This window comes from Flagellimonas zhangzhouensis (assembly GCF_900102925.1).
Taxonomy (GTDB): domain Bacteria; phylum Bacteroidota; class Bacteroidia; order Flavobacteriales; family Flavobacteriaceae; genus Flagellimonas; species Flagellimonas zhangzhouensis.
In genome coordinates this window covers 305,881-330,456 of sequence record NZ_FNKI01000002.1, presented here as the reverse complement: position 1 = coordinate 330,456, position 24,576 = coordinate 305,881, and the positions used below count along the sequence as shown (strand labels likewise).

Sequence of the window (24,576 nt, the reverse complement as noted above, 5' to 3'; positions counted from 1 at the left end):
ACACACATGAGAAGTATCTTAACACTACTGTGCCTTGTCATAGTCAACATTTCTTTGGCCCAAGTTGAACGCGTAGAACCGCCTTTCTGGTGGACTGACATGAAGAAAACCGATTTGGAACTTTTGGTGTATGGCGACAACATCAACCAACTGGAACCTGAATTTTCCAATGGCATCACCATCAAAAAAGTGGTGAAGGTTGCCAATCCAAATTACTTGTTCATAACTGTTGATACCAAAGGTATTTCGTCAGGAGTTGCACAACTTTCCTTTAAAAAAGGACGCAAAACGGTCAGTACTTTTGATTATGAGTTCAAAAAAAGAAAAGAAGGTTCGGCTGAACGCAAAGGATTCGATTCTTCGGATGTGATCTATTTGATCATGCCCGACCGATTTGCCAATGGTGACCCATCCAACGATTCAACCCCAAATACCATTGAAAAAGCAAACCGTGAACATCAAGGCGGTCGTCACGGTGGTGATATTCAAGGGGTAATCGAACATTTGGATTACATTCACGAATTGGGTGCCACTACACTTTGGAGCACTCCATTGACCTTGGATAATGAAAAGGTGTATTCTTATCATGGCTATGCCAGTAGCGATTTGTACAAAGTAGACCCACGTTATGGCACTAATGCAGATTTTGCAAAATTGTCGGCAGAACTTCATCAGCGTGACATGAAACACATTATGGATTTTGTGCCCAACCATTGGGGTATAAGCCATTGGTTGATTCAAGATCCACCAGACCAAAACTGGGTGCATTATTGGGAAGGTGGCGAAAATGGTTTCAAGAGAAGCAACTACATTCAGACCAGTCAATTTGATCCCTATGCTTCCGAAGCAGATTCAAAAGGCAATATGGACGGGTGGTTCGATACCACCATGCCCGATATGAACGAAAGCAATCCCATGGTGATCGATTATTTGGTTCAAAATGCCATTTGGTGGATTGAAAGTGGAGATTTGGATGGTTTGCGTGTGGACACCTACCCCTACAACGACAAAAAGGGGATCACCGAATGGGTGACCCGAGTGATGGCCGAGTACCCCAATTTCAATATTGTTGGGGAAGTTTTCATGCACGAAACCGCCCACATTGCGTATTGGCAAAAGGATAGTAAAATTGGTGCAATTCAAGGGTTCAATTCCAATTTACCCAGTGTGATGGATTTTCCATTGCACGATATTTTACCTCAAGTATTTCACCAAGACGAGCAAAATTGGGGAGACGGGGTTTTCAAAGTATATGATCACTTGACCAAGGATTTCCTGTATCCGAACATCAATAATGTTTTGATTAAAATGGGAAATCATGATGTGAACCGTATCAACCAAGAATTTGATGGCGATGTTGAAAAATACAAATTGGCCCTCACCTTGATCATGACCCTTCGCGGTATTCCACAAATCTACTACGGTGATGAAATTGGAATGTTGGGAGACAAAGGAAAGGGTGATGGCGATATTAGACGGGATTTTCCTGGTGGATGGGAAGGCGATGTGCAAAACGCCTTTGTTTCCTCTGGACGAACCAACCTTCAGAACGAATATTTCGATTATTCCAAAAAACTGTTGAACTGGCGAAAAGGCAGCAAGGCAATTCACAAAGGAAAAACTCTCCACTTTGCTCCTCACGACAATGTCTATGTGTATTTCAGGTATTTGCCCGAAGAAACGGTAATGGTGGTACTGAACAACTCTTCAAAAGACCAAAGCATAGATTTAGGTCGTTTTGCCGAGGGAATTAAAAATCACACAAAAGGTTTAAACATTATCAACGGAAAAGCATACAATTTGGAGCAACCTTTAGAAATTGATGCAAAAACAGGCTGGGTTTTTGAACTAAAATAGAGGCCAGTAACTATTCAGAAACCCTAATTAACGGACAAAAAACTTGGGTTTCACCTAATTCTTTTGAGAAGTTGGGCATAATTTATGTAGTTTACCCAAAGATTATATACCCAAATACGATTTAACCATGAAAAGATTATTGCTATGCATTTTGGCATTCCAACTAGTGGGATGTGCAGAACTACAACAAGTTGTAAACCAATTACCGCAAGGAACAACTGGAATCGGAAACGACCAAATTGCCCAGGGATTACGAGAAGCTTTGAACCTTGGTATTGAAAAACAAGTTAACAAACTCACTAGCGAAAATGGATTTTATAGAAATGAGTTGGTGAAAATTCTTTTACCTGAAGAATTGCAAAAAGTAGACAAGACCTTACGCGATATTGGTTTGTCTAGCTTGGCAGATGAAGGTTTGAAAATCCTGAACCGTGCTGCCGAAGATGCTGTGGGCGAAGCCACTCCGATTTTTGTTGACGCGGTAAAGGGAATTACTTTTAATGATGCCAAACAAATTTTATTGGGAGCTGATAACGCAGCCACCCAATATTTGGAGCGTTCCACACAGTCCCAACTGTACAATAAATTTAATCCGATTATAAAAAACTCATTTCAAAAAGTAGGTGCTGACCAAATTTGGAGCAGTATCATTACCAAGTACAATAGCTTGCCTTTGACAAACGATGTAAACCCCGATTTAACTGACTACACCACCAATGAAGCCTTGAAAGGTGTTTATACTATGATAGCGGTTGAAGAGAAGGAAATTAGGACAAAAGTTTCGTCCCGATCAACAGAATTGTTAAAAAAAGTGTTTGCTTTGCAAGATTAATCATAATTTTTTCAAAAAAATGCAATAACTTTAGGGTTAATGCGTTATAAAATCAATAAATTAGAGTAATTATAACAAATTCCTAAAGTTTAATTAACCTAAATCAGGTCCTTAAACTTGAATTTTGTATAAGTTATCTGAGTTAGCATTTTTTTGAGTTAGTTAGTTAAAAAGCCGGTTAGTTACCGGCTTTTTTCATTTTTGTTCTTTTGTATAAGCCATCAAAAGCTACTACATTTTCTTCACCTTCTTGCAATACTTCCCAAAGTTGCCGCACTGTTCCATCATCGTTTTTGGTCCATGTAATTCGGTTTCTAAATGTATTGCCATCCTTTTTAAAAGGCTCTGAGGTCAAAATCATTTGATTATCCACTCGGTTTCCTTTTAGTTTTAAAGCAGCTCCTGTATTGTCTACCCACAATTGTTCCCATTCTTGGGTCTGGGAATTATAATAATTTACACTTGTCCCTGTGTATCCAGCAGTGGCTATGCTCGTCCAATTTTCACGGATCACACACCCATCCTCTTCTCTTTTAATAATGCTTGTTCCTGCAGGTGTTCCATTATTTGAATTGACCACATTCCATTCCCCTATCCAAAAATCAAAGGCCCTGTGGTTTTCAGAGCAACAATTACAATTTATGTTTTGCGCAACAAGGTTTATACAACCCATAAGCGATAAAATCCAAATCAAATTTCTCATGTATTCCGTTTTTGGTAGGTTGCCTTTATATTAAAGGTAAGTTAAATTATTTCTAAAAAAATGCCTTATAAATGGTGAATACGCAGTCAACACGTTAATTTTTAGATAAATTACCCGATTTATAGACGTACACCCACATAAGCCGTAGTCCAGCTTCTCCTTTTGAACGTATCTTTGTTATAACAAATCTTGAGAGCTATGAAAAATCAATATTGTAAAGTAGGTGCCGTTACTCCAATCACCAACATCAGTCAGCCAGCCATTGTTTTGGAAGTGATGTACAACAACTTTTTGGAAAAAGCCGCCAATGTATCTGGTGTGGATTCCAAATTGGGTGAATTTTTTAATAGAAAAGCACAGAGCCTTAAGAAAACGCTTGAAAGTTTAGCGTAAGGCAATTACAACTTTGCAAGTTCCGCAGCCATTTGCTGCTGGATTTCTTTTGCCTTATTCCCAGCAACTTCTGCAAAATCCATATCCGTAGAGGCATACAAAATACCACGGGAAGAATTTACCAACAAACCTACATCTTTGGTAATTCCGTATTTGCAAACCTCCTCAAGACTACCGCCTTGTGCGCCTACCCCTGGAACCAATAAAAAGCTTTCGGGAATTAATTCACGAATATCTTTTAAGTAAGTAGCTTTTGTAGCTCCCACTACATACATTAACCTTTCGGAGCCTTTATAGGTTTTGGATACGCTTAGCACTTCTTTGTACAACTCATGCCCTTCAATCTTTTTGGTCTGAAAATCGAAAGCGCCCTGATTGGATGTCAGTGCCAATAAAATGGTATGCTTATCCTCAAATTCCAAAAAAGGCTCTACAGAATCCTTGCCCATATATGGTGCAATGGTGATGGAATCAAAATTCAAGGTTTCGAAAAATGCCTTCGCATATCGCGTAGAGGTATTCCCAATATCTCCGCGTTTAGCATCTGCAATGGTAAAAATCTCTGGATGATTTTCATTCAAGTACGCCATTGTACGTTCCAAAGACTTCCATCCATCCAAACCATAAGCCTCGTAAAACGCAATGTTGGGTTTGTAAGCCACACAATACTCATGGGTAGCATCAATTATAGCCTTGTTGAAAGCAAATATGGGGTCTTCTTCTTGTAATAAATGTGAAGGAATCTTCTCCAAATCCGTATCCAATCCTACACAGAGAAAGGACTTTTTTTTATGAATCTGGGAAATTAAATATTCGTTTTTCATTATATGGGTTCTCGACTGCGCTCGAACTGACTATTGACTACATTAAATTAAAAAATTTCAGAAGCTTCTTTCAGTTTTTCGGTGTTCTCCACCAACATAAGTTCGTCGATTATTTTTTGGATATCCCCATTCATAATATTCTGCAAATCGTAAAGGGTCAAACCAATTCGGTGATCGGTAACCCTACCTTGGGGATAGTTATAGGTTCTAATTTTGGCGGAACGGTCACCACTACTTACCTGAGAATTTCGCTTAGCGGCATCTTCGGCTTGCTTTTTAGCCAACTCCATATCGTATAAACGGGCACGAAGTACTTTAAAAGCCTTATCCTTGTTTTTGTGCTGTGATTTTTCGTCTTGACACTGTGCCACCAATCCTGTTGGAACGTGCGTTAAACGAACAGCGGAATATGTTGTGTTCACCGACTGACCTCCTGGCCCAGAGGAACAGAAATAATCGATTCGCACATCCTTTGGATCTATCTGCACATCGAACTCCTCCGCTTCTGGAATTACCATAACAGTTGCTGCACTGGTATGTACCCTACCTTGGGTTTCGGTTTGTGGTACGCGTTGCACACGATGCACTCCTGCTTCAAACTTAAGGGTACCATACACATCTTCACCTGATACCTCAAAATGGATTTCTTTATAACCACCGCTGGTTCCATCGCTCAAATCGATGACATTGGTTCTCCAACCTTTGGATTCGCAATACTTGGTGTACATACGGAAAAGATCACCAGCAAAAATACTAGCTTCGTCCCCACCCGTCCCTGCGCGGATTTCCATTACCACATCTTTGGCATCTTCGGGATCTTTTGGAATCAGCAAAAATTTGATTTCATCTTCCAATTTGGGCAGGGCACTTTTGGCCTCGTCCAATTGCATTTTGGCCATTTCGAGCATTTCGGCATCACTGCCATCGGCAATAATTTCCTCGGCCTCCTCAATATTATTGGTTAATTCTATATACTCATCACGTTTGTCGGAAAGTACCTTTAGGTCCTTGTATTCCTTGTTCAACTGAACATAACGCTTTTGGTCTGCAATTATATCAGGCTGAATGATAAGGTCCGAAACCTCATCAAAACGTTGTTTTACGATATTGAGTTTATCTAGCATAAATCTATCCTCCTTAAGAATGCGAATTTACGATTAATTTGTACATTTAGTAAATACCATGGCTCCATTATTCCGTTTAAAAACCTACTTGTTGGTTTTTCATTTTTATAAAATCATTCTATTGACCTCCACTTTGATAGCAATCATTTTGTTGTTTTTCAAAGCCCAATTTTTTACTGTTGTTTTAATTAAACTCGGGTTTGTCCTTTTCTTTCTATTGAAATTTCATGGGTCGAGAAATTCAAAAGATCTAATTCTATTTCAAAATTTCGGAATTTCAAAAACTTGTCTGTTATCTCTTGCATTCACTATTGATTTAACCATCTCTTCCATCATCTATTTAATATTTTTTTCTTGATACTTGAAATTGACAACATAGAACTTTCATTTGACCAAAAGAGGGTTTTGAGAGGAGTCTTTTTAAAAGCGGAAAGTGGCAAGGTCACTGGTGTTTTAGGAAGAAATGGATCGGGCAAAACCTCTTTACTTAATATTTTGTTTGGCAATCTCACACCCAAATACAAATCTATACGGATTGATGGTAAAATGATTAAGCGCCCCTTATATCTTCAAAATCAAATAGCATATCTACCACAACACAAATTACTTTCCGAAAACTTAAAAATCATTACCTACTTTAAGTTATTCAATGTTGATTGGGATGAATTCATTTTATACTTCAACCACTTCAAATCATTGAAAACTCATTTAACTTTTGAACTTTCAGGGGGAGAACGAAGACTACTTGAAACCTATTTAATATTAAATAGTGATAAAAAAATTATTCTACTAGATGAACCTTTTTCAGGAATAGCACCTATCTACATTTCAAGAATCAAAGAACTCTTAAATATTTTAAAGGCTCATAAAATCATCTTGATCACTGACCATTTGTACGAAGAAATAGTAGACCTAAGCGATGAACTTTATTTCCTCAAAAGTGGTTGTTCCAATTTAATAAATGGTCGTGAAGACCTAATCAATGAAGGGTATTTAACATCTAATTCCCCACAAAAGTAGTTCCAAGCGTCACAATAAAAGCATTGAGTCCATCGCTTCTATCATATTGGCTAAATCGTAGGTCAATGGTTTTTAAGCCAAAACTGAGAATCTTGGCTTGGGTGAAAATATCCTTGTACTGCACGCCAAGTCCATATTGGTGCGCATTGAATTGGGATAAATCGTGGTCTGAAGTATAAAATTCGTAGTTGGACTGCACCTGCCCTTTTTCATAAAAATAATCAGCAGCAGTTTGCGTATAATAGCGATAGGTAGGATAAACCAAAAACTTGTCGGATACTTTTACTGGCACCTCAATATTGGCAGTATGGGAAGTAATGCCCCAATCATCCCAATAAAACCTGTAATACGTTCGCAGAGCCATCAAATCATTGAGGTAGTAGTTTAAACGCCCACCAAATGGAATTTTAAATCTACTATCTGGTAGTTGCTCCACATTATCCGCCAGCTGAAAATCGTCAATGAAAAAATCTTCGGTATCTGAAAAATATATCCTTTGAAAAGGGGTGCTCAACAATCCATTCTGCGAAACCACATCCACAAAAAGTGCGCCTTGTAATTTTCTACTTAAAATTTGGGAAAAACTCAAAGAAACGGAATAGGAGTTTCTTGTTTCTTTATCAAACTCGGTAAACATGGGATTGTAGGTGCCATTACCAGTAATGCGATCATCAAAAAAGCCATCCCGAAGTTCAATAGGATAAATGGCATTCCATTTGTCCATAAACACATTTCCACTTAGGGTAATTTCTGTGTTTCTTTCGTTGAACAATCGGGTGTAACTGCCACCGATACCCACCGAAAAATAATCGTACTCGGACGACACATAGGCATTGGCACTCCAGATTTTATTTCTATCCTCGGAATTGTGTTGGTATTTTGGATTGAAATACACCAACATATCTTTTCTGGATTCTCCCGAAGAAGCATCAAAAGGAGTCACATTTAAACCACCATCCAAAGGATTTATGTTACTGGATGAAGCGGAAGTATATGCGGAAAGACCAACATCAACCGTTAAAATATCATTGGCATTTAACGGGGTTCGCAATACAATGGTGGAGGTAACATCCGTTAATTCCTCTGTCCCCTCACCTCCTGTTACTGCTGCATTATTTCCATCTTGGGAATAATAACTGAACAACATATCCAATTCACTGGTCTCCAAGACCCTTTTTGTATAGGAATTGTCCTGAGCTTGCCCCACTGATACCATCATTAAAAAGATAACGGTGAGTAAGCCATAAAGTTTAGTTGGTTGCAGCATTATATTGAAGTTATTCGAAGTCTTAATTGCATCCACAACCACCTCCTGTTTTACCACCATTGGCACCTGAAGATCCTTCGCGGTACAAATGGAAGTTGGTTTCAAAACGCTCACATGGCCTTGCACTTAATTGCATTTCCTCATCGTTCAAGTATACCTTATCGTATTCCCGAACAGCAACGCAAGAACTCGAAGCAATCAACAATAACAATAATAAAAGAGGTTTTTGCATGATTAAATTTACTGATTTGACTCGAACATTATCCCTGAACTTTTGTGAATTTTGTTTTCACCATCCACAATTACAGCTTCTACCCCATCCATCTGATTGATCATATGTAGACCAACATCCTTTCCCATGATAAAAACGGCAGTTGCCAAAGCATCGCAAAGCTCTGCTTGATTGGCAAATATGGAAACGCTACTGATTCCTGTTGTTGGAAATCCTGTTCTTGGATCTATAATGTGGGAGTATTTTTTCTTATTTAAGATGATATACTTTTCGTAGTTCCCTGATGTAGCCACTGAAGATTCTACCACGGGCAGCCAACTGAATACCTTATCCTTACTTAATGGATTGGCAATTCCCACCAACCATTTTTCACCTGTGGCTTTAGTTCCCCAAGTGGTCAAATCGCCCGATGCATTGATGATTCCTCCTGGTACACCTTTAGAAATTAAAAGGGATTTGGCCCTGTCGGCCGCGTAACCTTTTCCAATGGCTCCAAAACCAATGCACATACCCGCTTCGGGCAAATAAACGGTTTGCTCCTCGGCATTCAACACAATTTTTTGAAACCCAATCTTCGCCACTGAATTCTTGATTTCAGCATCAGTGGGCATTTTATCCATACTTCCATCAAACTTCCAAATGTTGTCCATGGATGCATAGGTAATATCGAATGCCCCATCCGTAGATTTGGATATCATAATGGCCCGTTCGATCAATTGAAACAATTCTGGACTCACCTTAACGGGCTCGATACCCGCCTTTGCATTGATCAAAGAAGTTTCGGACTCCTTATCCCAAGAGGAAATAATCTTTTCTATACGTGTGATTTCAGAAACAGCCAAATCAATATTGATATATCCAATTTCTTCGGTTTGGGCCACCACAGTAATCTCGAAACGAGTACCCATTAATTTTAGGGTACGTTTTACGGTAACATAATCCTCTCTGGATTGCCCAAATGATAGCAGACAAAACAGGCTGAAGAATAGGGCAATTTGAGGTTTCATTTTAAAAATCCGTTGAGCTTTTCTATATATTTTTCTGGAGAGGTTCGAGCTACAAATCCTGTTTCCCCTAATACATTTTCGTCTTTATCCAACACTACCACCAATGGGAAATAGCCTTTTTGGTTATATTTTGCAGCCAATGTTTTATTGATTCCCATTTGTTCTTCGGGAAGCTGGTTTGCTTTTTTTCTTGGGAAATCGGCCACATACATCACGTAATGCTCTTTAGCGTAGGTTTTGAATTCCTCACTATCAAAAATGTGCTTTTTAAGTTTGATACAGGGAGCGCACCAATCAGAGCCTGAAAAAATAAGAACAATAGGTTTGCCCTCAGCATTCGCTTTGGCCAAAGCCACTTTAAAAGTTCCTTGGGATTCTTGCGCTTGGGTTACTCCCAAACAAAGAATAAAAATTAGAGTAAGTAGATGCTTCATTAAAATTGAAATCTAGGGCTATTCAAAAACTCTCAAAATATTACCATTGAGTTCGGTATTGTAAACTTTTAACGCTTTTGCAGCGGTACTATCCACTTGATTTAAAGGTGTACCATCCTGATCAAAACGGGAACCATGCACATCGCAATAAAAAATACCTCCACTCTGATCTACAAAACGCACTTGATCATAGGATTGATGACTGCACACTTGACTGGCAGCAACAAAATTACCTTCCAAGTTTTTAGCAATAACCACTAAGTTTTTCAGAATAAATCCGCCATTGTTAGCAAGATTCGAAGCTTCATTTGAAGTAAGGTCAACAGTGAAATCAACACCAGTCGGTTCTTCCACTAAATTTCCAGCGGGGTCGTCTTTGGAGCATCCTTGTAAACAGGGAAATGTGAGGGCAAAAGCAGCACCAGCGCCCAAGCTCCTCAAAAATTCCTTTCTTTCCATAGCGTAAGGTTTATAATATAAAACGCTATTTTGGAACAAATCGTATGCTAATATTCAAACTTACCGTACTCGCTGGTAATAGTCAGTTTTTTAGTTTCTGAGGCCTCTACACGCCCTACAATCTGGGCATCCACGTTAAAGCTTTTGGAAATAGAAATAATATCCTCTGCAACTTCCTCATTTACATACAACTCCAAGCGATGTCCACAGTTGAAGACCTGGTACATCTCTTTCCAATCGGTACCTGATTGCTCTTGAATTAATTTGAACAAAGGCGGAACGGCAAACATATTGTCTTTGATGATGTGCAAGGCATCTACAAAGTGCAAAATCTTGGTTTGTGCCCCTCCACTACAATGCACCATCCCGTGAATGTTTTCTGATGTATATTTTTCCAGAATCTTTTTAATGATCGGCGCATAAGTTCTTGTTGGGGACAACACCAATTTTCCTGCATCCAAAGGAGATTCAGGTACAGCATCGGTTAATTTTGTGTTCCCAGAATACACCAAATCACTTGGTACGGAAGCATCAAAACTTTCAGGGTATTTTTCAGCCAAATATTTGCTGAATACATCATGTCGGGCAGAAGTCAAACCATTACTCCCCATACCTCCATTGTATTCGGTTTCGTAGGTAGCTTGACCAAATGAGGCCAATCCCACTATTACATCTCCCGCTTTAATATTGGCATTGTCAATTACATTTTTGCGTTCCATTCTGGCCGTAACCGTTGAATCCACAATAATGGTACGGACCAAATCACCCACATCGGCAGTTTCTCCACCTGTAGAACGAATACTGATGCCGTGGTCCGCCAAATCGGAAATCAATTCTTCCGTTCCGTTGATGATGGCAGAAATCACTTCCCCAGGAATCAGGTTTTTGTTTCGCCCAATAGTGGAAGATAGCATGATGTTATCCGTTGCTCCTACACAGATAAGGTCGTCCACATTCATGATCAAGGCATCTTGCGCAATACCCTTCCAAACGGAAATATCGCCAGTTTCTTTCCAATACATATAGGCCAAGGAGGATTTTGTGCCTGCTCCATCGGCATGCATCACCAAGCAATGATCTTCGCTGCCTGTTAAATAATCGGGCACAATTTTACAGAACGCTTTTGGGAAAAGTCCTTTGTCTATATTCTTGATGGCGTTGTGCACATCTTCTTTGGAAGCTGAAACACCTCTTTGGGCATATCTTTTACTGGTATCCGACGACATATGAAATGTTTGCGCAAAAATAACGGAAAGCTATCAAATTATTGACATGCTTTCCGTGTTTTAGAAAAGGGAGGCCTTTCTATTTTGAAAAAAGTATTTCCCTGTATTTGGTCAATGGCCAAATTTCGTCTGCAATTAATTTTTCCAAAGCATCGGAATGTTCCCTGATCTTATCGAAAAAGGGTTTTACATTATTGCAGTAGGCCTGTGCTTTTTTGTTGCTCAATTGCATACCATTGGCACGTTTACGAGCATCGGCCATTTCATCGGTCAGTTTTTTGATATCAAATATATGCTCACCTACTTGTTCCAAAATATTCAACTGGCTTTCCGCTACTTTTTTATGAGCAGCGCCATAGACATCTTTTAATCCTTGAATGTTTTCCAATAACAAGTTTTGATATTTTATGGCTGCTGGAATGATATGGTTATAGACCATTTCGCCTAAAATTCGTCCTTCGATTTGAATATGGAAAATATAAGCCCCCAACTCCACTTCTTGGTGAGCCTTAAGCTCTACTTCGCTCATTACATCCATCTCTTTAAAAAGCGCCACACTTTCCTTGGATGTAATTACTTGGAGTGCCTCAGGTGTATTTTTATTGAAACTCAACTTACGTCTTCGAGCTTCTTCTTGCCATTCTATGCCATATCCGTCTCCTTCAAATCGGATACGCTTGGAGGTTTTGATATATTCGCGAAGCACATTGAAAACGGCTTCGTCCTTCTTCAACTTTTTCTTGTCGATTAAGACATCAACTTCCTTTTTAAAATCGGTAAGTTGTTTCGCCATAATGGTGTTGAGCATGGTCATGGGCTTGGCGCAATTCATTTTTGCTCCAACGCCACGCATCTCAAATTTATTCCCTGTAAAGGCAAAAGGTGAAGTTCTGTTTCTATCGGTATTGTCGAGCAAAATCTCAGGAATTTTACCAACAACGTTCAATTTTAATTCTGTTTTTTCCTCTGGTGATAGTTTTCCTTTGGAAACTCCTTCCAACTCATCCAAAACATCATTCAATTGTTCGCCAATAAATATGGAAATAATCGGCGGAGGTGCTTCATTTGCTCCCAATCTATGATCGTTACTTGCTGATGCGATAGACGCACGAAGTAGTTCTTCATAGGTGTCAACAGCCTTTATTGTATTGACGAAAAATGTCAAAAACTGAAGATTCTTCATGGGAGTTGATCCTGGACTAAGCAAATTCACCCCAGTATCTGTTGCCAAGGACCAGTTGTTATGTTTTCCCGAACCATTGATTCCTGCAAAAGGTTTTTCGTGGAACAGCACTGCAAAATTGTGACGGTCTGCAATCTCTTCCATCACATCCATTAATAATAGGTTATGATCTACGGAAAGATTGGCTTCTTCAAAAACGGGTGCCAACTCAAACTGGTTGGGAGCTACCTCATTATGACGCGTTTTTACAGGAATTCCCAATTGGGTACATTCTTTTTCCAATTCACTCATAAAAGCGAGCACCCTGGGAGGAATCACCCCAAAATAATGGTCGTCCAATTGTTGCCCCTTTGCGGAAAAACTTCCGACCAAGGTTCGCCCCGTAACTGAAATATCCAAACGGGAATTTATCAATGCTTTGTCTACCAAAAAGTACTCCTGCTCCCATCCCAAGGTTGCATGTACCTTTCGTACGTTTTTATCAAAATATTGGGCCACCGCAGTGGCTGCTTGATCCACCGCATGCAGTGCTCTTAACAATGGGGCTTTATTGTCCAAAGCTTCACCTGTGTAGGCCACAAATATGGTGGGAATACAGAGTGTTGTTTTATACACGAATGCAGGTGAAGTTGGGTCCCATGCCGTATATCCACGAGCTTCAAAAGTGTTTCTGATTCCACCACTCGGGAAACTGGAAGCATCGGGTTCTTGTTGCACCAATTGGGCGCCACCAAACTTTTCCATTGCCTTTCCATTGGGCAAAATATCGAAAAAAGCATCGTGTTTTTCGGCAGTTGCTCCCGTTAATGGTTGAAACCAGTGTGTATAGTGCGTAGCTCCCATGGACAATGCCCACGCTTTCATGCCCTCAGCCACTTGGTCAGCTATTTTACGGTCGATCTTAGTACCTTGGAAAATGGCAGATTTTACTTTGTCGAATGCTTCATTTGTCAAGAATTGAAGCATCTTCTCTTCATTAAAAACATGCTTACCGAACAAGTCCGATCTACGACCGGATTCATTGATACTTTTGTGATCTCTATTGCGACTTTCTGCCAAAGCCTGAAATCTATTTTTAGGCATTTACATTGAATTTAAAAAATCAAATCTACAATTAACAATTTAATAATATAACCTGCAAAATTTACTTTTTTTTCACTCATCCCCTACAAAAACAGGGGTAATATAAATAATAAGAGTGAGTTTGTGATTTTACCCCGTCAAAACATTGATAATTAAATGAAAAACCTATTTTTGTTAATCACAAAATTGAGAACGATTAACTACCAGAATTATGAGCAAATCTAAATTAGAGTATCTATGGTTGGATGGTTATGAGCCAACAGCCAACATTAGAAGTAAAACCAGAATTGAAGAAGATTTTAGCGGTAAATTGGAAGATTGCCCAACTTGGTCCTTTGATGGTTCATCCACAAAGCAGGCTGAAGGTGGTTCTTCTGACTGTTTATTGAAACCTGTAGCCATCTATCCTGACCCCGCAAGAAGAAATGGTTATTTGGTAATGACTGAGGTATTGAATCCTGATGGAACTCCACACGAGAGCAATTCAAGAGCTACCATTGATGACGAAGATGATGACTTTTGGTTTGGATTTGAGCAAGAATACTTTATTATGGACACTGCCACTCAGTTGCCACTTGGTTTCCCTGTTGGTGGTTATCCAGGACCTCAAGGTCTATACTACTGCTCCGTAGGTGGAAGAAACACTTGGGGTAGAGATTTGGTTGAAGAGCACGCTGATTTGTGTTTGGATGCTGGTCTTCAATTTGAAGGTATTAACCAAGAGGTTGCTGCTGGACAGTGGGAATTCCAATTGTTCGCCAAAGGAGCTAAAAAAGCTGGTGACGAAATTTGGGTTGCCCGTTATATGCTACAAAGATTGACTGAAAGCTACGGATACTATATCGAGTACCATCCAAAACCTATTAAAGGGGATTGGAACGGTTCTGGTATGCACGCCAACTTCTCCAATACTATTTTGAGAACTTGTGGTTCTAAAGAGACTTACGAGAAAATTTGTGAAGCTTTCCGTCCAGTTACTGCTGAGCACATTGCTGTTTACGGTGAGTACAACGACCAACGTTTGACAGGTAAGCACGAAACTGCTTCTATCTCTGACTTCAGCTACGGAGTTTCCGATAGAGGTGCTTCTATCCGTATTCCAATTATGACCGTGGAAAAAGGATGGAAAGGATGGTTGGAAGACAGAAGACCTGCTTCTAATGCTGATCCATACAAAGTTGCGGCTCGTATCGTAAAAACGGTTAAATCCGCAAAAGTATAAGCACGTATATAAATTAGTTGTTGATTATAGATGGAAACCGTCCCGCTTTTATGGGGCGGTTTTTATTTTATAGTCATATAGACAAAAACAACATAAACGGCCAAAAGCACTAGACCATCCCTCCAACCCAATCGCAAACCCTTTGGAAAGAATACCAAGGGTAAGATCAAGAACGATATACCCAACATCCAAAAGATATCGCTGGTCAACAAACCTTGATCTACTACCGAAATTGGTGTTATGATAGAGGTAATTCCCAATACGGCCAACAGGTTGAAAATATTGGACCCTATTAAGTTCCCTAACGAGATTGCTTTTTCCTTTTTTATGACAGCAATCACAGATGCAGCCAATTCTGGTATGCTTGTCCCTACGGATACCACTGTGATTCCGATTACGCGATCACTTACACCAAATGAAGATGCCATTCCCACTGCTCCATTAATAAGCAATTCTGAACCACCCCATAGGGCCGTACCACCAATTCCCAAATACAATACTATTTTATATAAAGGTAAAGGCACATCATCTTCGGGCATTTCATCCTCTACAGCTGTTTTTTGAAAACGTAATAAGTAAATTAAGAAAGCGAACAACATGGCCACCAAAATAATGCCTTCATATTGTTGTAGCACTCCATCAAAATAAATGAAGCCACAAAACACCAGGGAAGCCAACATCATTACAGGCCAATCAGTGGTATAAAAGCTTTTACGGACATCAATGCTTCCCAAAATAACGGTAATGGCAAGAACTAAAGCCAAATTGGCAATATTGGAACCTACAACATTCCCTAAGGCCAGATCAGGAAATCCATCTAAAGCGGCTTTTATACTAACAATGAGTTCTGGAGCAGAGGTAGCAAATGAAACCACCGTCATCCCAATCACAATTTTTGGAATATATAAACGAAGGGACATGGCTACAGCGGATTTCAACAACCAATTTCCACCAACAATCAACAAAACAAGCCCTAAAACAATAAAGAGTAGATTTCCCAAAAAGTAAATTTTGGTGTAAAGATAAAGGAAGATTTACTCCTTTGCGCATGGATGTCGAAAAATAAAAACTATAAAAATAGTTAACAAACTATAAAAATAGTTGTTTAACTATATTATTAGTATTATGTTTGGTTCCATATTTAATTCATCATGCAAAAATTGACCAATAAGGAAGAGGAAATCATGAAAATCCTCTGGAAACTGAACAAGGCTTTTGTAAAAGAAATTTTAGAGGAGATAGAGGGCGAAAAACCCCACTACAATACCTTATCCACTATCGTAAGAAATTTACAGGAAAAAGGTTTTGTGGATCACGAAGCTTTTGGGAACACCCACCGCTACTTTCCAACCGTAAGCAAAGAACAGTATAGAAAAAAGTATGTGAACACTGCTATTGCGGATTATTATAATGACTCTTTTAAAAGTTTGGTGTCGCACTTTGCCCAAGAGGAAAAAATTTCGATTAGTGAATTAAAAGAGATCATAGATCTAATTGAAAAGAAAAAGTAATGGAAGCTATACTTATATATCTATTAAAATCGGCAGCAATCCTTGGTGGCTTTTTGGCAGTGTACTTTTTATTTTTAAAACGTGATACCCTTTTTGCCCAAAACCGATTGTTCTTACTTTCTGGTCTTATCCTATCCTTATTATTTCCTTTGATTAAGATCAGAAGAACCGTGGTGAGGGAAAAACCAGAATTTTTGGAAGCTGTGAACATGGGTACAATTACCACTACCGAACCATTGAACAGTATTTGGTCTACCGAAAATATTCTTTTAGGCATATACCTTATTATAACAACATTCTTATTGGTTCGATTTATTTTCCGATTGAGTCAACTTAAGTCGATGGCAAATGACGCTGTTGTTTGGAAGGAAACACCTTTTTTGCATATTGAGACCGAAAAGAAAATCAACCCATTTTCCTTTTTCAACTACATATTTTACAACCCACGCATTTTTGCATCGGATGAGCTTAAAACCATTTTGGACCACGAAAAGGTACATGCCCGACAATTGCACTCGTTGGACATCTTATTCTTGGAGGTTTTAAAAATTGTTTTCTGGTTCAACCCCCTATTATGGTTGTACAAAATTACCGTTAAGCAAAACCTGGAGTATTTGGCGGATCATTTTGCTATGCAAAGTGCCCCCGATAAAAAAGCGTATCAATACCTAATGCTTAAGCAAGCTGTGGAGCAACCCGAATTTCAATTAACTAATTCATTCTATAATTCATTAATCAAAAAACGAATAGTCATGTTAAATCAAAATCAATCGAAAAAAAGTAATGCCTTCAAAACCTTGTTGATACTCCCCCTATTGGGTCTCTTCTTGGTAAGTTTTGCAACGGAGACGGTCTACACCTATTCCGAACCTAATGTGGACGATATGCTTTTTGCAGACAAAACTGTTGAACTCATCATCGACAAGAACACTACGGATGAGCAACTGGATAAAATGAAAAAGGACCTAGCTGCCGACGACATTGATTTCAGTTATACCACCGTGCGTAATGAGGCTAAAGAAATTATTGAAGTAAGCATTCAAATTAGTGGTAAGAGCTCAAAAGGAGAAAGCTTTAGCAGCAATTACAACAGCAACTCTGATGGCCCTATCGATCCTATCAATGTATTTTACGACGATGCTGCCAATATGGTTTCCATAGGAAGTGGCAAAAAACATCAAGTTCGTATTCATAAATTGGACGGGGATGCTACTTGGACTTCTTCTGATGAGAAAGAAATTGTCATCAAAAAAGTGGATGGCAGCAAGAGAGTTATTGTAAAAACTGAAGACGGGGAAGAGAAAGAAATCGATATCAATGTAAAAGTAAGTGATGATGGTGCCGTTTTCATTTCAGATGATGGAGAAAAAGAACATGTTATTGTAAAAAAGATTCACACAAAAGGTGATGATGGCAATGTTGTGGTGATTCGTGAAGCCGATGCAAAAAGTACAGTAACTAAAAGTGGACAGGTTTTCATCATGAAAGATTCCGATGACGTAGAGGATATTGAAGTAATCGGAGGTAGTGGCAACTTTTTCTTTATCGACACTGATGGTAAAGACGAGCCACTATATTATATAGATGGCAAAAAAGCAAAATCGGAAGACGTAAAAGCCCTTGACCCATCCAATATTAAAAGCATGAATGTTTTTAAAGGTGATAAAGCTATCGATAAGTATGGCAAAAAAGCAAAGGATGGAGTAATTGAAATTACCACGAAAAAGAACTAAACTTATATATCAAAATTACAGAAAGCCGTTCCCTTGTGAGCGGCTTTTTTATTTGTAGCTACTAAACGAAAAGTGCCAAAACACCCAATTTTTAAACGAAACGCCCCTTGGTTTTCGAAAACACGCCTAAAAACCCCCTACAATTATTACTATTCAAAATGTAAAATTGATTTTTAGATTACGTTTTAAAACTTTTTACAAGGGAAACTATTTCTGTTATAGAAGTATTTCGTTTTTAAAACTACAATTTCATATGCAATTACATAGATTTTCATTCAAAAGCTTGGAACAATGATTTTCCTCATTATATATTGAAAATCATAATCAAAAAATCATAGTCTTTTAACCAATAAATCAAGCAGAAAAATGATAACCCTAGTCAAAATATTCGTGACGCTTTTGGTACAATTAATCACTTTTGTTTTTATGTTGGCGTAGGCGTATTAAACCAATATCCCGTCCCAAATAATTTACTTAAGGCTGAACCTCTTATATTTGTCTCGCACAATAGACAAACATGTTTTATAAAATTCTGGCGAAAATCAACAAAGTTGTACTTCCCTCCTACACTAAAAAAGGTTTGGATTTATCCAAAGCAAGTAAATTACAGCTAGCCATTATTGGATGGCGTTACTTTGTGACCACCAAAGCCTTGGATTAATATTGTAAGAGCGCTCGAATAGGATACCCATTGAGCTTTTCTGAGCCACCTAAAAAGGTGAGTTCAATTAAAAAGTTGCATTGTACCACTTCGCCTCCCAACTTTTCGACCAATTTGCAAACGGCCTGGGCAGTTCCACCAGTGGCCAATACATCATCGTGTACCAAAACTTTTTCTCCAGGCTGTATGGCATCGGCATGGATTTCCAATTCTCCTTCGCCATATTCGAGCACATAGGATTCTGCAACAGTCTTAAAGGGTAATTTACCTTTCTTACGCACAGGAACAAATCCAGCCTCAAGCTTTTCGGCCAGCATAGGAGCAAAAATAAAGCCCCTGCTATCCACTCCGACCACCTTGTCAATTTGCATATTGGACGTAAATCCCAACAAAGCCTCGCCTGTTTTTCTGAGTGCAATTGGGTCGTTGAGCAATGGGGTTATGTCTTTAAAAACCACTCCAGGCTTGGGATAGTCCTTAATATCTCGAATGTAGCTGCCGAAATCCATTTTTTTATTTGCTAAGGTTTTGTCGTAAAGTTAAAAAGAAATATATTTGCAGCCCTTAAATAAGGCCGCGTGGCGCAACTGAATAGCGCATCTGATTACGGCTCAGAAGGTTGCAGGTTTGAATCCTGCCGCGGTCACTAGGTAGCAATACCAAAATAATGGAAAACCTTACAGAACTTATAACTGTAAGGTTTTCAGCGTTTTTAGGGATACATTTAATTTGTTTTGATTTCATATCAATCGGTAACAAATCGGTCAACAAAATCCAATCGTCAACAGTGTTGACCGAATACTTTCCTAAAGCACTGATACATAGTTGATTTGACTTTCATCTTAACATTTAAACCTAAGATGACAACTATGAAAACATCACACACCTTTTCAATCCTATTCTGGATTAACAAATCACGAGCTATTAATAATAAAGCGGAAATCTTTGTAAGAATAACCGTTAATGGGAAAAGAGCCAATATTGGTATTAAAAGAAAGATCAATATTGATCTATGGGACAACCTTAATAAAAAAGTCAAAGGAAAAACAAAAGAATCTCAAGATATCAATCGGTACTTAGATCTTGTTCAAGCCAGATTATTGAATATTTACCAAGATTTAAAATATAAGGGCGATCTAATAACTCCCCAATTGGTCAAATCACTTTACAACGGAGAAAATATCAACTCCAAAACTCTATTGGATTTACTGGAATACCATAATAGAAAAATCGAAAACACGCTAGCCCCAGGTACCATTAGAAATTTTGGAATAACCGAGAATTACATAAATAGATTTCTTAAAAATAATCTCAAAACATCAGATGTTCATCTACGTCAACTTAATTACAAGTTCATTTCAGACCTTGAAATGTTTTTGGTTAATTATTATCCAAAGGGTCATCCCAAGGCCATGAGTCATAATACAGTAATGAAGCATCTGCAAAGGCTTAGAAAAATCATTAATCTTGCTTATCAATTGGAATGGATTGATAGAGATCCTTTTTTACGCTGGAAACCAACATTCGAACATAAACAAAGAGAATTCTTAAGCGCGAACGAACTAAGCAATTTAGAAACCTACAAGTTTTTAATTGATCGATTAGATCGGGTTAGGGACCTTTTCGTCTTCAGCTGTTATACTGGTATCAGTTATTCTGACATTATGGAATTGACAAATAACAATCTAATAGTTGGCCCCGACGATAATATTTGGATCGCAACAAAAAGACTCAAGACCAAAACTTCTGTTCGAGTACCCTTGTTGGTACCTGCTAAGAAAATATTGGATAAATATAAAAATCATCCTGTCACTATTTGCTCTAAAACACTACTACCAAAAATCACCAATGAAAAAACCAATTTATATTTAAAGGAGATTGCAGATGCAGTAGGTATAAATAAGAATTTAACCTTTCATATGGCTCGCCACACATTCGCGACAACAGTTACTTTATCAAATGGAGTACCAATAGAAACAGTTTCAAAAATGCTGGGCCATACCAAATTGGCCACAACTCAAATTTATGCTCGTGTGTTAGATAAAAAGCTATCTGAAGATATGATAGCCTTGCAAAAAAAGCTTGAACTCAAGAATTAACTTCTTCGTATTTAATTGATCCATACAAAGAAGGCGGGTAAATAAATTCCTAGGTTAGAATTTACATTGGAAAAAATTCTTCGACCCCTTTTTTGCCATCAATTAAATCCAATATCGTTGTGCTTTCAAGTACATTAATGAACTTAGACTTATTCCCTCCTACAAGTTTATGTAGAACACAAGGATTGTCCATATCACAATTACGGATACCCATAACGCATGAATTCAGTCTATTCTCTCCATCTATAACCTTTACAATTTCCAATAACGTGTGCTTTCTATCTTCATCACTCAAATAAAATCCTCCTTTTGGTCCTCTAGTTGAAGAGATAATACCATGCCTTGAGAGTTCTTGTAATAGCTTGGCCAAGTAAGCCTCTGGCACATGAATGGTATCATAAATATCTCTTACCAAGACCTTATGGTCAGCATTGGAGTTCAATGCTAAATAAAGTACCCCTTTGATGGCATATTTGGAAGAATTGGAAAGCATGACATAAAATGTACAACAAAGATTAAAAGATATTTTTATCTTTTTTATGACATATATCATGTTATAGGTTACATAGCCTATATACTTTTGGTTCGAAATTCTAAAGTTTAATCCTATGAAAACAATACTAAAAGGAACAATACTGCTCTTTTCCCTTATCATGTTAAGCTGTGGAGGAAAAGACAAAGAAAAAAGAGAGGATGGTTTTAGTGTACAACGAAAAAAAGCTGAAACCGAACAGCCCGTTGCAACCAATGCTGCCAATGAAGTAAAAGCATCTGAACGTATTGATTTGACCACAAAAGGAATCGGTCCAATAAAATCCATTGAAATTCCTGCCGAAATTGATCAAGCCATGGCGGCAAAGGGTAAAGAAGTTTATGAGCAAATGTGTTTGGCCTGTCACAGGGTTGGTAAAAAATTTATTGGACCTGCCCCAAACGGTGTACTCGACAGAAGAACTCCTGAGTGGGTAATGAACATGATTCTAAATCCTCAGGAAATGGTGCAACAAGACCCTTTGGCCAAAGACTTGCTTCAGGAATTCAATGGATCTCCCATGTCCAACCAAGGACTTACCGAAGAACAGGCCCGGGCTATTGTTGAATACTTTAGAACCTTAAAATAAACCCTATGAAATCAACCATTAAACTTAGTATAATGGGGCTGTTTTCACTACTGACAATATTTAGTAGCTGTAAAAATGGGCCTCAAAACGAAACGAAGGACTTAGGTCAAAGTGAATCCACTATTACCTCAGAATACACCAAAGGCCAAGCCTTTATCGAAGATGATGGGTCCACACCCAACGTTTTACAGATAGCTTTGAAATCCGAAGACCACACTACACTGGTTGCCGCTGTACAAGCTGCACAATTGGAAAATGTTTTGGTCAACGCAGGACCTCTAATGGTTTTTGCACCAACAAATACGGCTTTTGATGCGCTTCCCGAGGAAACCCTGAACGACCTTTTAAAAGCAGAAAACAAAGATGCTTTGTCCAATATTCTCAAGTATCATGTAACTCCTGGTAACTACTCAAAGGACTTTTTGAAGAATTTTAAAAAATTAGGGCAGGCCAACAACCAAGATGTCTTTGTTGAAGTCAAGGGTGATGATGTCTATGTCGGGGGTGCCAAAATTATCGGCAGCATATCGGCAGGAAATGGTATCGTCCACATCGTGGATAAAGTAATCCTACCCCCTAGCCAATAAACACAACAAAAAAAACAGATAAATCCTAACACAATGAAAATTAACAACCATTTACTAACGACCTTTGGGGCCTTCTTAATGCTGGTTTCCTGCGGTCAGCAGAATCAAAGCTCAAACGGGGCCCTGTCTTCCAGTGCCGCCGAAAAAGTATATGTCGCTCCAGGGGAACAAGATGAGTTTTACGCTTTTTTGTCCGGGGGATACAGTGGAAACTTAACCGTATATGGATTGCCATCAGGTAGAATGTTCAAAGAGATTCCTGTATTCTCCCAATTCCCAACTTCGGGTTATGGTTATTCAGAAGAAACCAAACCTATGCTCAATACATCCCATGGATTTGTGCCCTGGGACGATGCCCACCACCCAGACATATCCCAAACCAATGGGGAGTTGGACGGTCGTTGGATATTCATCAACGGAAACAATACACCAAGAATTGCACGTATTAATTTAAGCACTTTTGAAACTGAAGAAATTATAGAGGTACCCAACAGTGCAGGTAACCACAGTTCTTCCTTTATTACGGAAAACACGGAATATGTCGTTGCCGGCACACGTTTCTCTGTTCCAATTCCCCAAAGGGACATTCCCATAAATGAATACAAGAGCAACTTTAAGGGATCCTTGTCCTTCATTAGCGTGGATCCAGAGCATGGTCACATGGATTTAAAATTCCAATTGTTGATGCCTGGATTCAACTATGATTTATCACATCCCGGTAGAGGTAAATCCCATGGCTGGTTCTTTTTTACTACCTACAATACAGAGGAGGCCTACACGCTCCAAGAAGTCAATGCTTCGCAAAACGACAAGGACTTTATTGCCGCTGTCAATTGGAAGAAAATTGAAGAATACGTTAACAATGGAGGTGGCACAAAAATGCCTGCCAATTATGCACACAATGTTTATGATGAAGGCACACATACGGCTACAACCACTATGAATAAGGAAGTATTAACAGTAGATCCATTAAAAGTTCCAGGAGCTGTATACTTTTTACCTACACCAAAATCACCTCATGGATGTGATGTAGACCCTACTGGTCAATACATCATTGGAAATGGTAAACTTTCCGCCGACTTGACCGTACACTCTTTTGATAAAATGATCGCTGCCATTGAGGGTGAAAAATTTGATGGAGAAGCCTATGGAATTCCAATCCTTAAGTTTGAGGATGTATTGGCCGGACAAGTAAAAAGTGGTGGACTCGGCCCATTGCATACCGAATTTGATGGAAATGGTAATGCATATACCACTTTTTTCATCTCATCTGAAGTGGTCAAATGGAAGTTGGGTACATGGGAGGTCATCGACAGAAAACCAACCTATTACTCCGTAGGGCACTTAATGATTCCCGGAGGCAACTCCAGAAAACCATTTGGCAAATATGTAGTGGCCATGAACAAGATTACCAAGGACCGATATTTGCCCACTGGTCCTGAAATGGAACACTCTGCTCAGATTTATGATATCTCAGGAGATAAAATGGAACTGATATATGATTTCCCTACGCATGGTGAACCTCATTATGCAGCTGGAATACCCGCTGATATTTTGGCTCCTAAGTCTCAGAAAATATACAGATTGGATGAAAACGAACATCCTTATGCCGTAAAAACTCCAACAGATGCCAAAGTAGTTAGGGACGGGAACGAGGTTCATATTTATATGTCCACTATCAGGAGTCACTTTACCCCAGACAACATTGAGGGAATCAAAGTTGGTGACAAGGTATTCTTTCACATTACCAATCACGAACAGGATTTCGATGTGCCGCACGGTTTTGCCATAATTGGTCAGAACACTTCAGAGCTTCTTATTATGCCCGGACAAACCAAAACCTCTGTTTGGGAGCCTAAGCAAGTTGGGGTATGGCCATTCTATTGTACCGATTTTTGTTCTGCTTTGCACCAAGAAATGCAAGGATATGTAAGGGTTTCCCCCGCCAATTCAAATATAGAATTGAAATGGTCACTTGGTGAGTAGTTCGGATTGATT

At 38.8% G+C, this 24,576-nt stretch carries 25 protein-coding genes and 1 tRNA gene; 13 read left to right on the top strand and 13 right to left on the bottom strand.

Features of this window, described 5'->3' with window-relative positions; translation table 11 throughout:
* Nucleotides 1–6 precede the first annotated feature (6 nt).
* Both BLQ18_RS08275 and BLQ18_RS08270 read left to right on the top strand, forming a co-directional pair.
* A complete protein-coding gene (locus BLQ18_RS08275) occupies nt 7–1,857 on the top strand; it encodes a glycoside hydrolase family 13 protein (RefSeq protein ID WP_090294178.1) in 1,851 nt (616 codons plus the stop codon).
* Between the two features lie 127 nt (nt 1,858–1,984).
* On the top strand, nt 1,985–2,689 hold the full coding sequence (locus BLQ18_RS08270) for a DUF4197 domain-containing protein (RefSeq protein ID WP_090294176.1): 705 nt from the start codon (nt 1,985–1,987) through the stop codon (nt 2,687–2,689).
* A gap of 178 nt (nt 2,690–2,867) precedes the next feature.
* On the opposite strand, the gene BLQ18_RS08265 is transcribed toward BLQ18_RS08270, so the two are convergent.
* Nucleotides 2,868–3,392 (bottom strand): hypothetical protein, encoded by a 525-nt coding sequence (locus tag BLQ18_RS08265; RefSeq protein ID WP_090294172.1) that lies wholly within the window; start codon nt 3,390–3,392, stop codon nt 2,868–2,870.
* Between the two features lie 198 nt (nt 3,393–3,590).
* Here BLQ18_RS08265 and BLQ18_RS08260 point away from each other — a divergent pair, with 198 nt between their 5' ends.
* Nucleotides 3,591–3,785: a hypothetical protein gene (locus BLQ18_RS08260; protein ID WP_090294169.1), complete on the top strand. Its 195-nt coding sequence runs from the start codon at nt 3,591–3,593 to the stop codon at nt 3,783–3,785.
* A gap of 5 nt (nt 3,786–3,790) precedes the next feature.
* Here the strand turns inward: BLQ18_RS08260 and pyrF are convergent, their stop codons facing one another.
* Both pyrF and prfA read right to left on the bottom strand, forming a co-directional pair.
* Nucleotides 3,791–4,609 carry an orotidine-5'-phosphate decarboxylase gene (gene pyrF, locus BLQ18_RS08255; RefSeq protein ID WP_090294167.1) on the bottom strand — a complete coding sequence of 273 codons (819 nt, stop codon included), beginning with the start codon at nt 4,607–4,609 and terminating at the stop codon, nt 3,791–3,793.
* A 47-nt stretch (nt 4,610–4,656) separates the two neighbouring features.
* On the bottom strand, nt 4,657–5,733 hold the full coding sequence (prfA, locus tag BLQ18_RS08250) for a peptide chain release factor 1 (RefSeq protein ID WP_090294164.1): 1,077 nt from the start codon (nt 5,731–5,733) through the stop codon (nt 4,657–4,659).
* 354 nt (nt 5,734–6,087) lie between these two features.
* On the opposite strand from prfA, the gene BLQ18_RS08240 reads away from it, so the two are divergent.
* A complete protein-coding gene (locus BLQ18_RS08240) occupies nt 6,088–6,753 on the top strand; it encodes an ATP-binding cassette domain-containing protein (RefSeq protein ID WP_090294158.1) in 666 nt (221 codons plus the stop codon).
* Here the strand turns inward: BLQ18_RS08240 and BLQ18_RS08235 are convergent.
* The 7 genes from BLQ18_RS08235 to BLQ18_RS08205 form a co-directional block, all read right to left on the bottom strand.
* Nucleotides 6,734–8,020, bottom strand: a complete 1,287-nt coding sequence (locus tag BLQ18_RS08235; protein WP_090297449.1) for a DUF3570 domain-containing protein — start codon at nt 8,018–8,020, stop codon at nt 6,734–6,736. The genes BLQ18_RS08240 and BLQ18_RS08235 overlap by 20 nt on opposite strands.
* 22 nt (nt 8,021–8,042) lie before the next feature.
* Complete coding sequence (locus tag BLQ18_RS08230) at nt 8,043–8,252, bottom strand: DUF4266 domain-containing protein (protein ID WP_090294157.1); 210 nt, start codon at nt 8,250–8,252, stop codon at nt 8,043–8,045.
* Between the two features lie 8 nt (nt 8,253–8,260).
* Complete coding sequence (locus BLQ18_RS08225; protein ID WP_090294154.1) at nt 8,261–9,259, bottom strand: FAD:protein FMN transferase; 999 nt, start codon at nt 9,257–9,259, stop codon at nt 8,261–8,263.
* Nucleotides 9,256–9,693 carry a thioredoxin family protein gene (locus BLQ18_RS08220; protein WP_090294151.1) on the bottom strand — a complete coding sequence of 146 codons (438 nt, stop codon included), beginning with the start codon at nt 9,691–9,693 and terminating at the stop codon, nt 9,256–9,258. Before BLQ18_RS08220 ends, BLQ18_RS08225 begins: the two co-directional genes overlap by 4 nt.
* Before the next feature lie 18 nt (nt 9,694–9,711).
* Nucleotides 9,712–10,152 carry a QcrA and Rieske domain-containing protein gene (locus BLQ18_RS08215; protein ID WP_090294148.1) on the bottom strand — a complete coding sequence of 147 codons (441 nt, stop codon included), beginning with the start codon at nt 10,150–10,152 and terminating at the stop codon, nt 9,712–9,714.
* 47 nt (nt 10,153–10,199) lie between these two features.
* A complete protein-coding gene (locus tag BLQ18_RS08210; RefSeq protein WP_090294146.1) occupies nt 10,200–11,378 on the bottom strand; it encodes an AIR synthase related protein in 1,179 nt (392 codons plus the stop codon).
* A gap of 79 nt (nt 11,379–11,457) precedes the next feature.
* The gene (locus BLQ18_RS08205) at nt 11,458–13,644 is read right to left on the bottom strand and encodes a glutamine synthetase III family protein (RefSeq protein WP_090294144.1); all 2,187 of its coding nucleotides are present in this window, start codon (nt 13,642–13,644) and stop codon (nt 11,458–11,460) included.
* 211 nt (nt 13,645–13,855) lie between these two features.
* On the opposite strand from BLQ18_RS08205, the gene BLQ18_RS08200 reads away from it, so the two are divergent.
* Nucleotides 13,856–14,866 (top strand): glutamine synthetase beta-grasp domain-containing protein, encoded by a 1,011-nt coding sequence (locus BLQ18_RS08200; RefSeq protein WP_090294141.1) that lies wholly within the window; start codon nt 13,856–13,858, stop codon nt 14,864–14,866.
* 62 nt (nt 14,867–14,928) lie between these two features.
* On the opposite strand, the gene BLQ18_RS08195 is transcribed toward BLQ18_RS08200, so the two are convergent.
* Nucleotides 14,929–15,867, bottom strand: a complete 939-nt coding sequence (locus BLQ18_RS08195; RefSeq protein ID WP_090294140.1) for a calcium/sodium antiporter — start codon at nt 15,865–15,867, stop codon at nt 14,929–14,931.
* A gap of 150 nt (nt 15,868–16,017) precedes the next feature.
* On the opposite strand from BLQ18_RS08195, the gene BLQ18_RS08190 reads away from it, so the two are divergent.
* The 3 genes from BLQ18_RS08190 to BLQ18_RS08180 all read left to right on the top strand — a co-directional run bounded on the left by BLQ18_RS08190 (nt 16,018) and on the right by BLQ18_RS08180 (nt 18,771).
* Nucleotides 16,018–16,377 (top strand): BlaI/MecI/CopY family transcriptional regulator, encoded by a 360-nt coding sequence (locus BLQ18_RS08190; RefSeq protein WP_090294136.1) that lies wholly within the window; start codon nt 16,018–16,020, stop codon nt 16,375–16,377.
* Nucleotides 16,377–18,110 carry a M56 family metallopeptidase gene (locus tag BLQ18_RS08185; protein WP_090294134.1) on the top strand — a complete coding sequence of 578 codons (1,734 nt, stop codon included), beginning with the start codon at nt 16,377–16,379 and terminating at the stop codon, nt 18,108–18,110. Before BLQ18_RS08190 ends, BLQ18_RS08185 begins: the two co-directional genes overlap by 1 nt.
* A gap of 517 nt (nt 18,111–18,627) precedes the next feature.
* Complete coding sequence (locus tag BLQ18_RS08180) at nt 18,628–18,771, top strand: SsrA-binding protein (protein WP_090294131.1); 144 nt, start codon at nt 18,628–18,630, stop codon at nt 18,769–18,771.
* Here BLQ18_RS08180 and BLQ18_RS08175 read toward each other — a convergent pair.
* Nucleotides 18,768–19,280: an adenine phosphoribosyltransferase gene (locus BLQ18_RS08175; RefSeq protein WP_090294128.1), complete on the bottom strand. Its 513-nt coding sequence runs from the start codon at nt 19,278–19,280 to the stop codon at nt 18,768–18,770. The genes BLQ18_RS08180 and BLQ18_RS08175 overlap by 4 nt on opposite strands.
* 63 nt (nt 19,281–19,343) lie before the next feature.
* On the opposite strand from BLQ18_RS08175, the gene BLQ18_RS08170 reads away from it, so the two are divergent.
* A tRNA-Arg gene (locus BLQ18_RS08170) sits at nt 19,344–19,417 on the top strand.
* A 223-nt stretch (nt 19,418–19,640) separates the two neighbouring features.
* On the top strand, nt 19,641–20,870 hold the full coding sequence (locus tag BLQ18_RS08165; protein WP_090297446.1) for a site-specific integrase: 1,230 nt from the start codon (nt 19,641–19,643) through the stop codon (nt 20,868–20,870).
* Between the two features lie 61 nt (nt 20,871–20,931).
* Here the strand turns inward: BLQ18_RS08165 and BLQ18_RS08160 are convergent, their stop codons facing one another.
* On the bottom strand, nt 20,932–21,363 hold the full coding sequence (locus BLQ18_RS08160; protein ID WP_090294126.1) for an RrF2 family transcriptional regulator: 432 nt from the start codon (nt 21,361–21,363) through the stop codon (nt 20,932–20,934).
* A 115-nt stretch (nt 21,364–21,478) separates the two neighbouring features.
* Between BLQ18_RS08160 and BLQ18_RS08155 the strand changes: the two genes are divergently transcribed.
* From BLQ18_RS08155 to nosZ, 3 genes are read left to right on the top strand one after another with little or no spacing between them, the layout of a single operon-like run.
* On the top strand, nt 21,479–21,991 hold the full coding sequence (locus BLQ18_RS08155) for a c-type cytochrome (protein ID WP_090294124.1): 513 nt from the start codon (nt 21,479–21,481) through the stop codon (nt 21,989–21,991).
* A gap of 5 nt (nt 21,992–21,996) precedes the next feature.
* Nucleotides 21,997–22,578: a fasciclin domain-containing protein gene (locus BLQ18_RS08150; protein WP_090294122.1), complete on the top strand. Its 582-nt coding sequence runs from the start codon at nt 21,997–21,999 to the stop codon at nt 22,576–22,578.
* A gap of 33 nt (nt 22,579–22,611) precedes the next feature.
* The gene (gene nosZ / locus BLQ18_RS08145; RefSeq protein WP_090294119.1) at nt 22,612–24,564 is read left to right on the top strand and encodes a Sec-dependent nitrous-oxide reductase; all 1,953 of its coding nucleotides are present in this window, start codon (nt 22,612–22,614) and stop codon (nt 24,562–24,564) included.
* Nucleotides 24,565–24,576 lie beyond the last annotated feature (12 nt).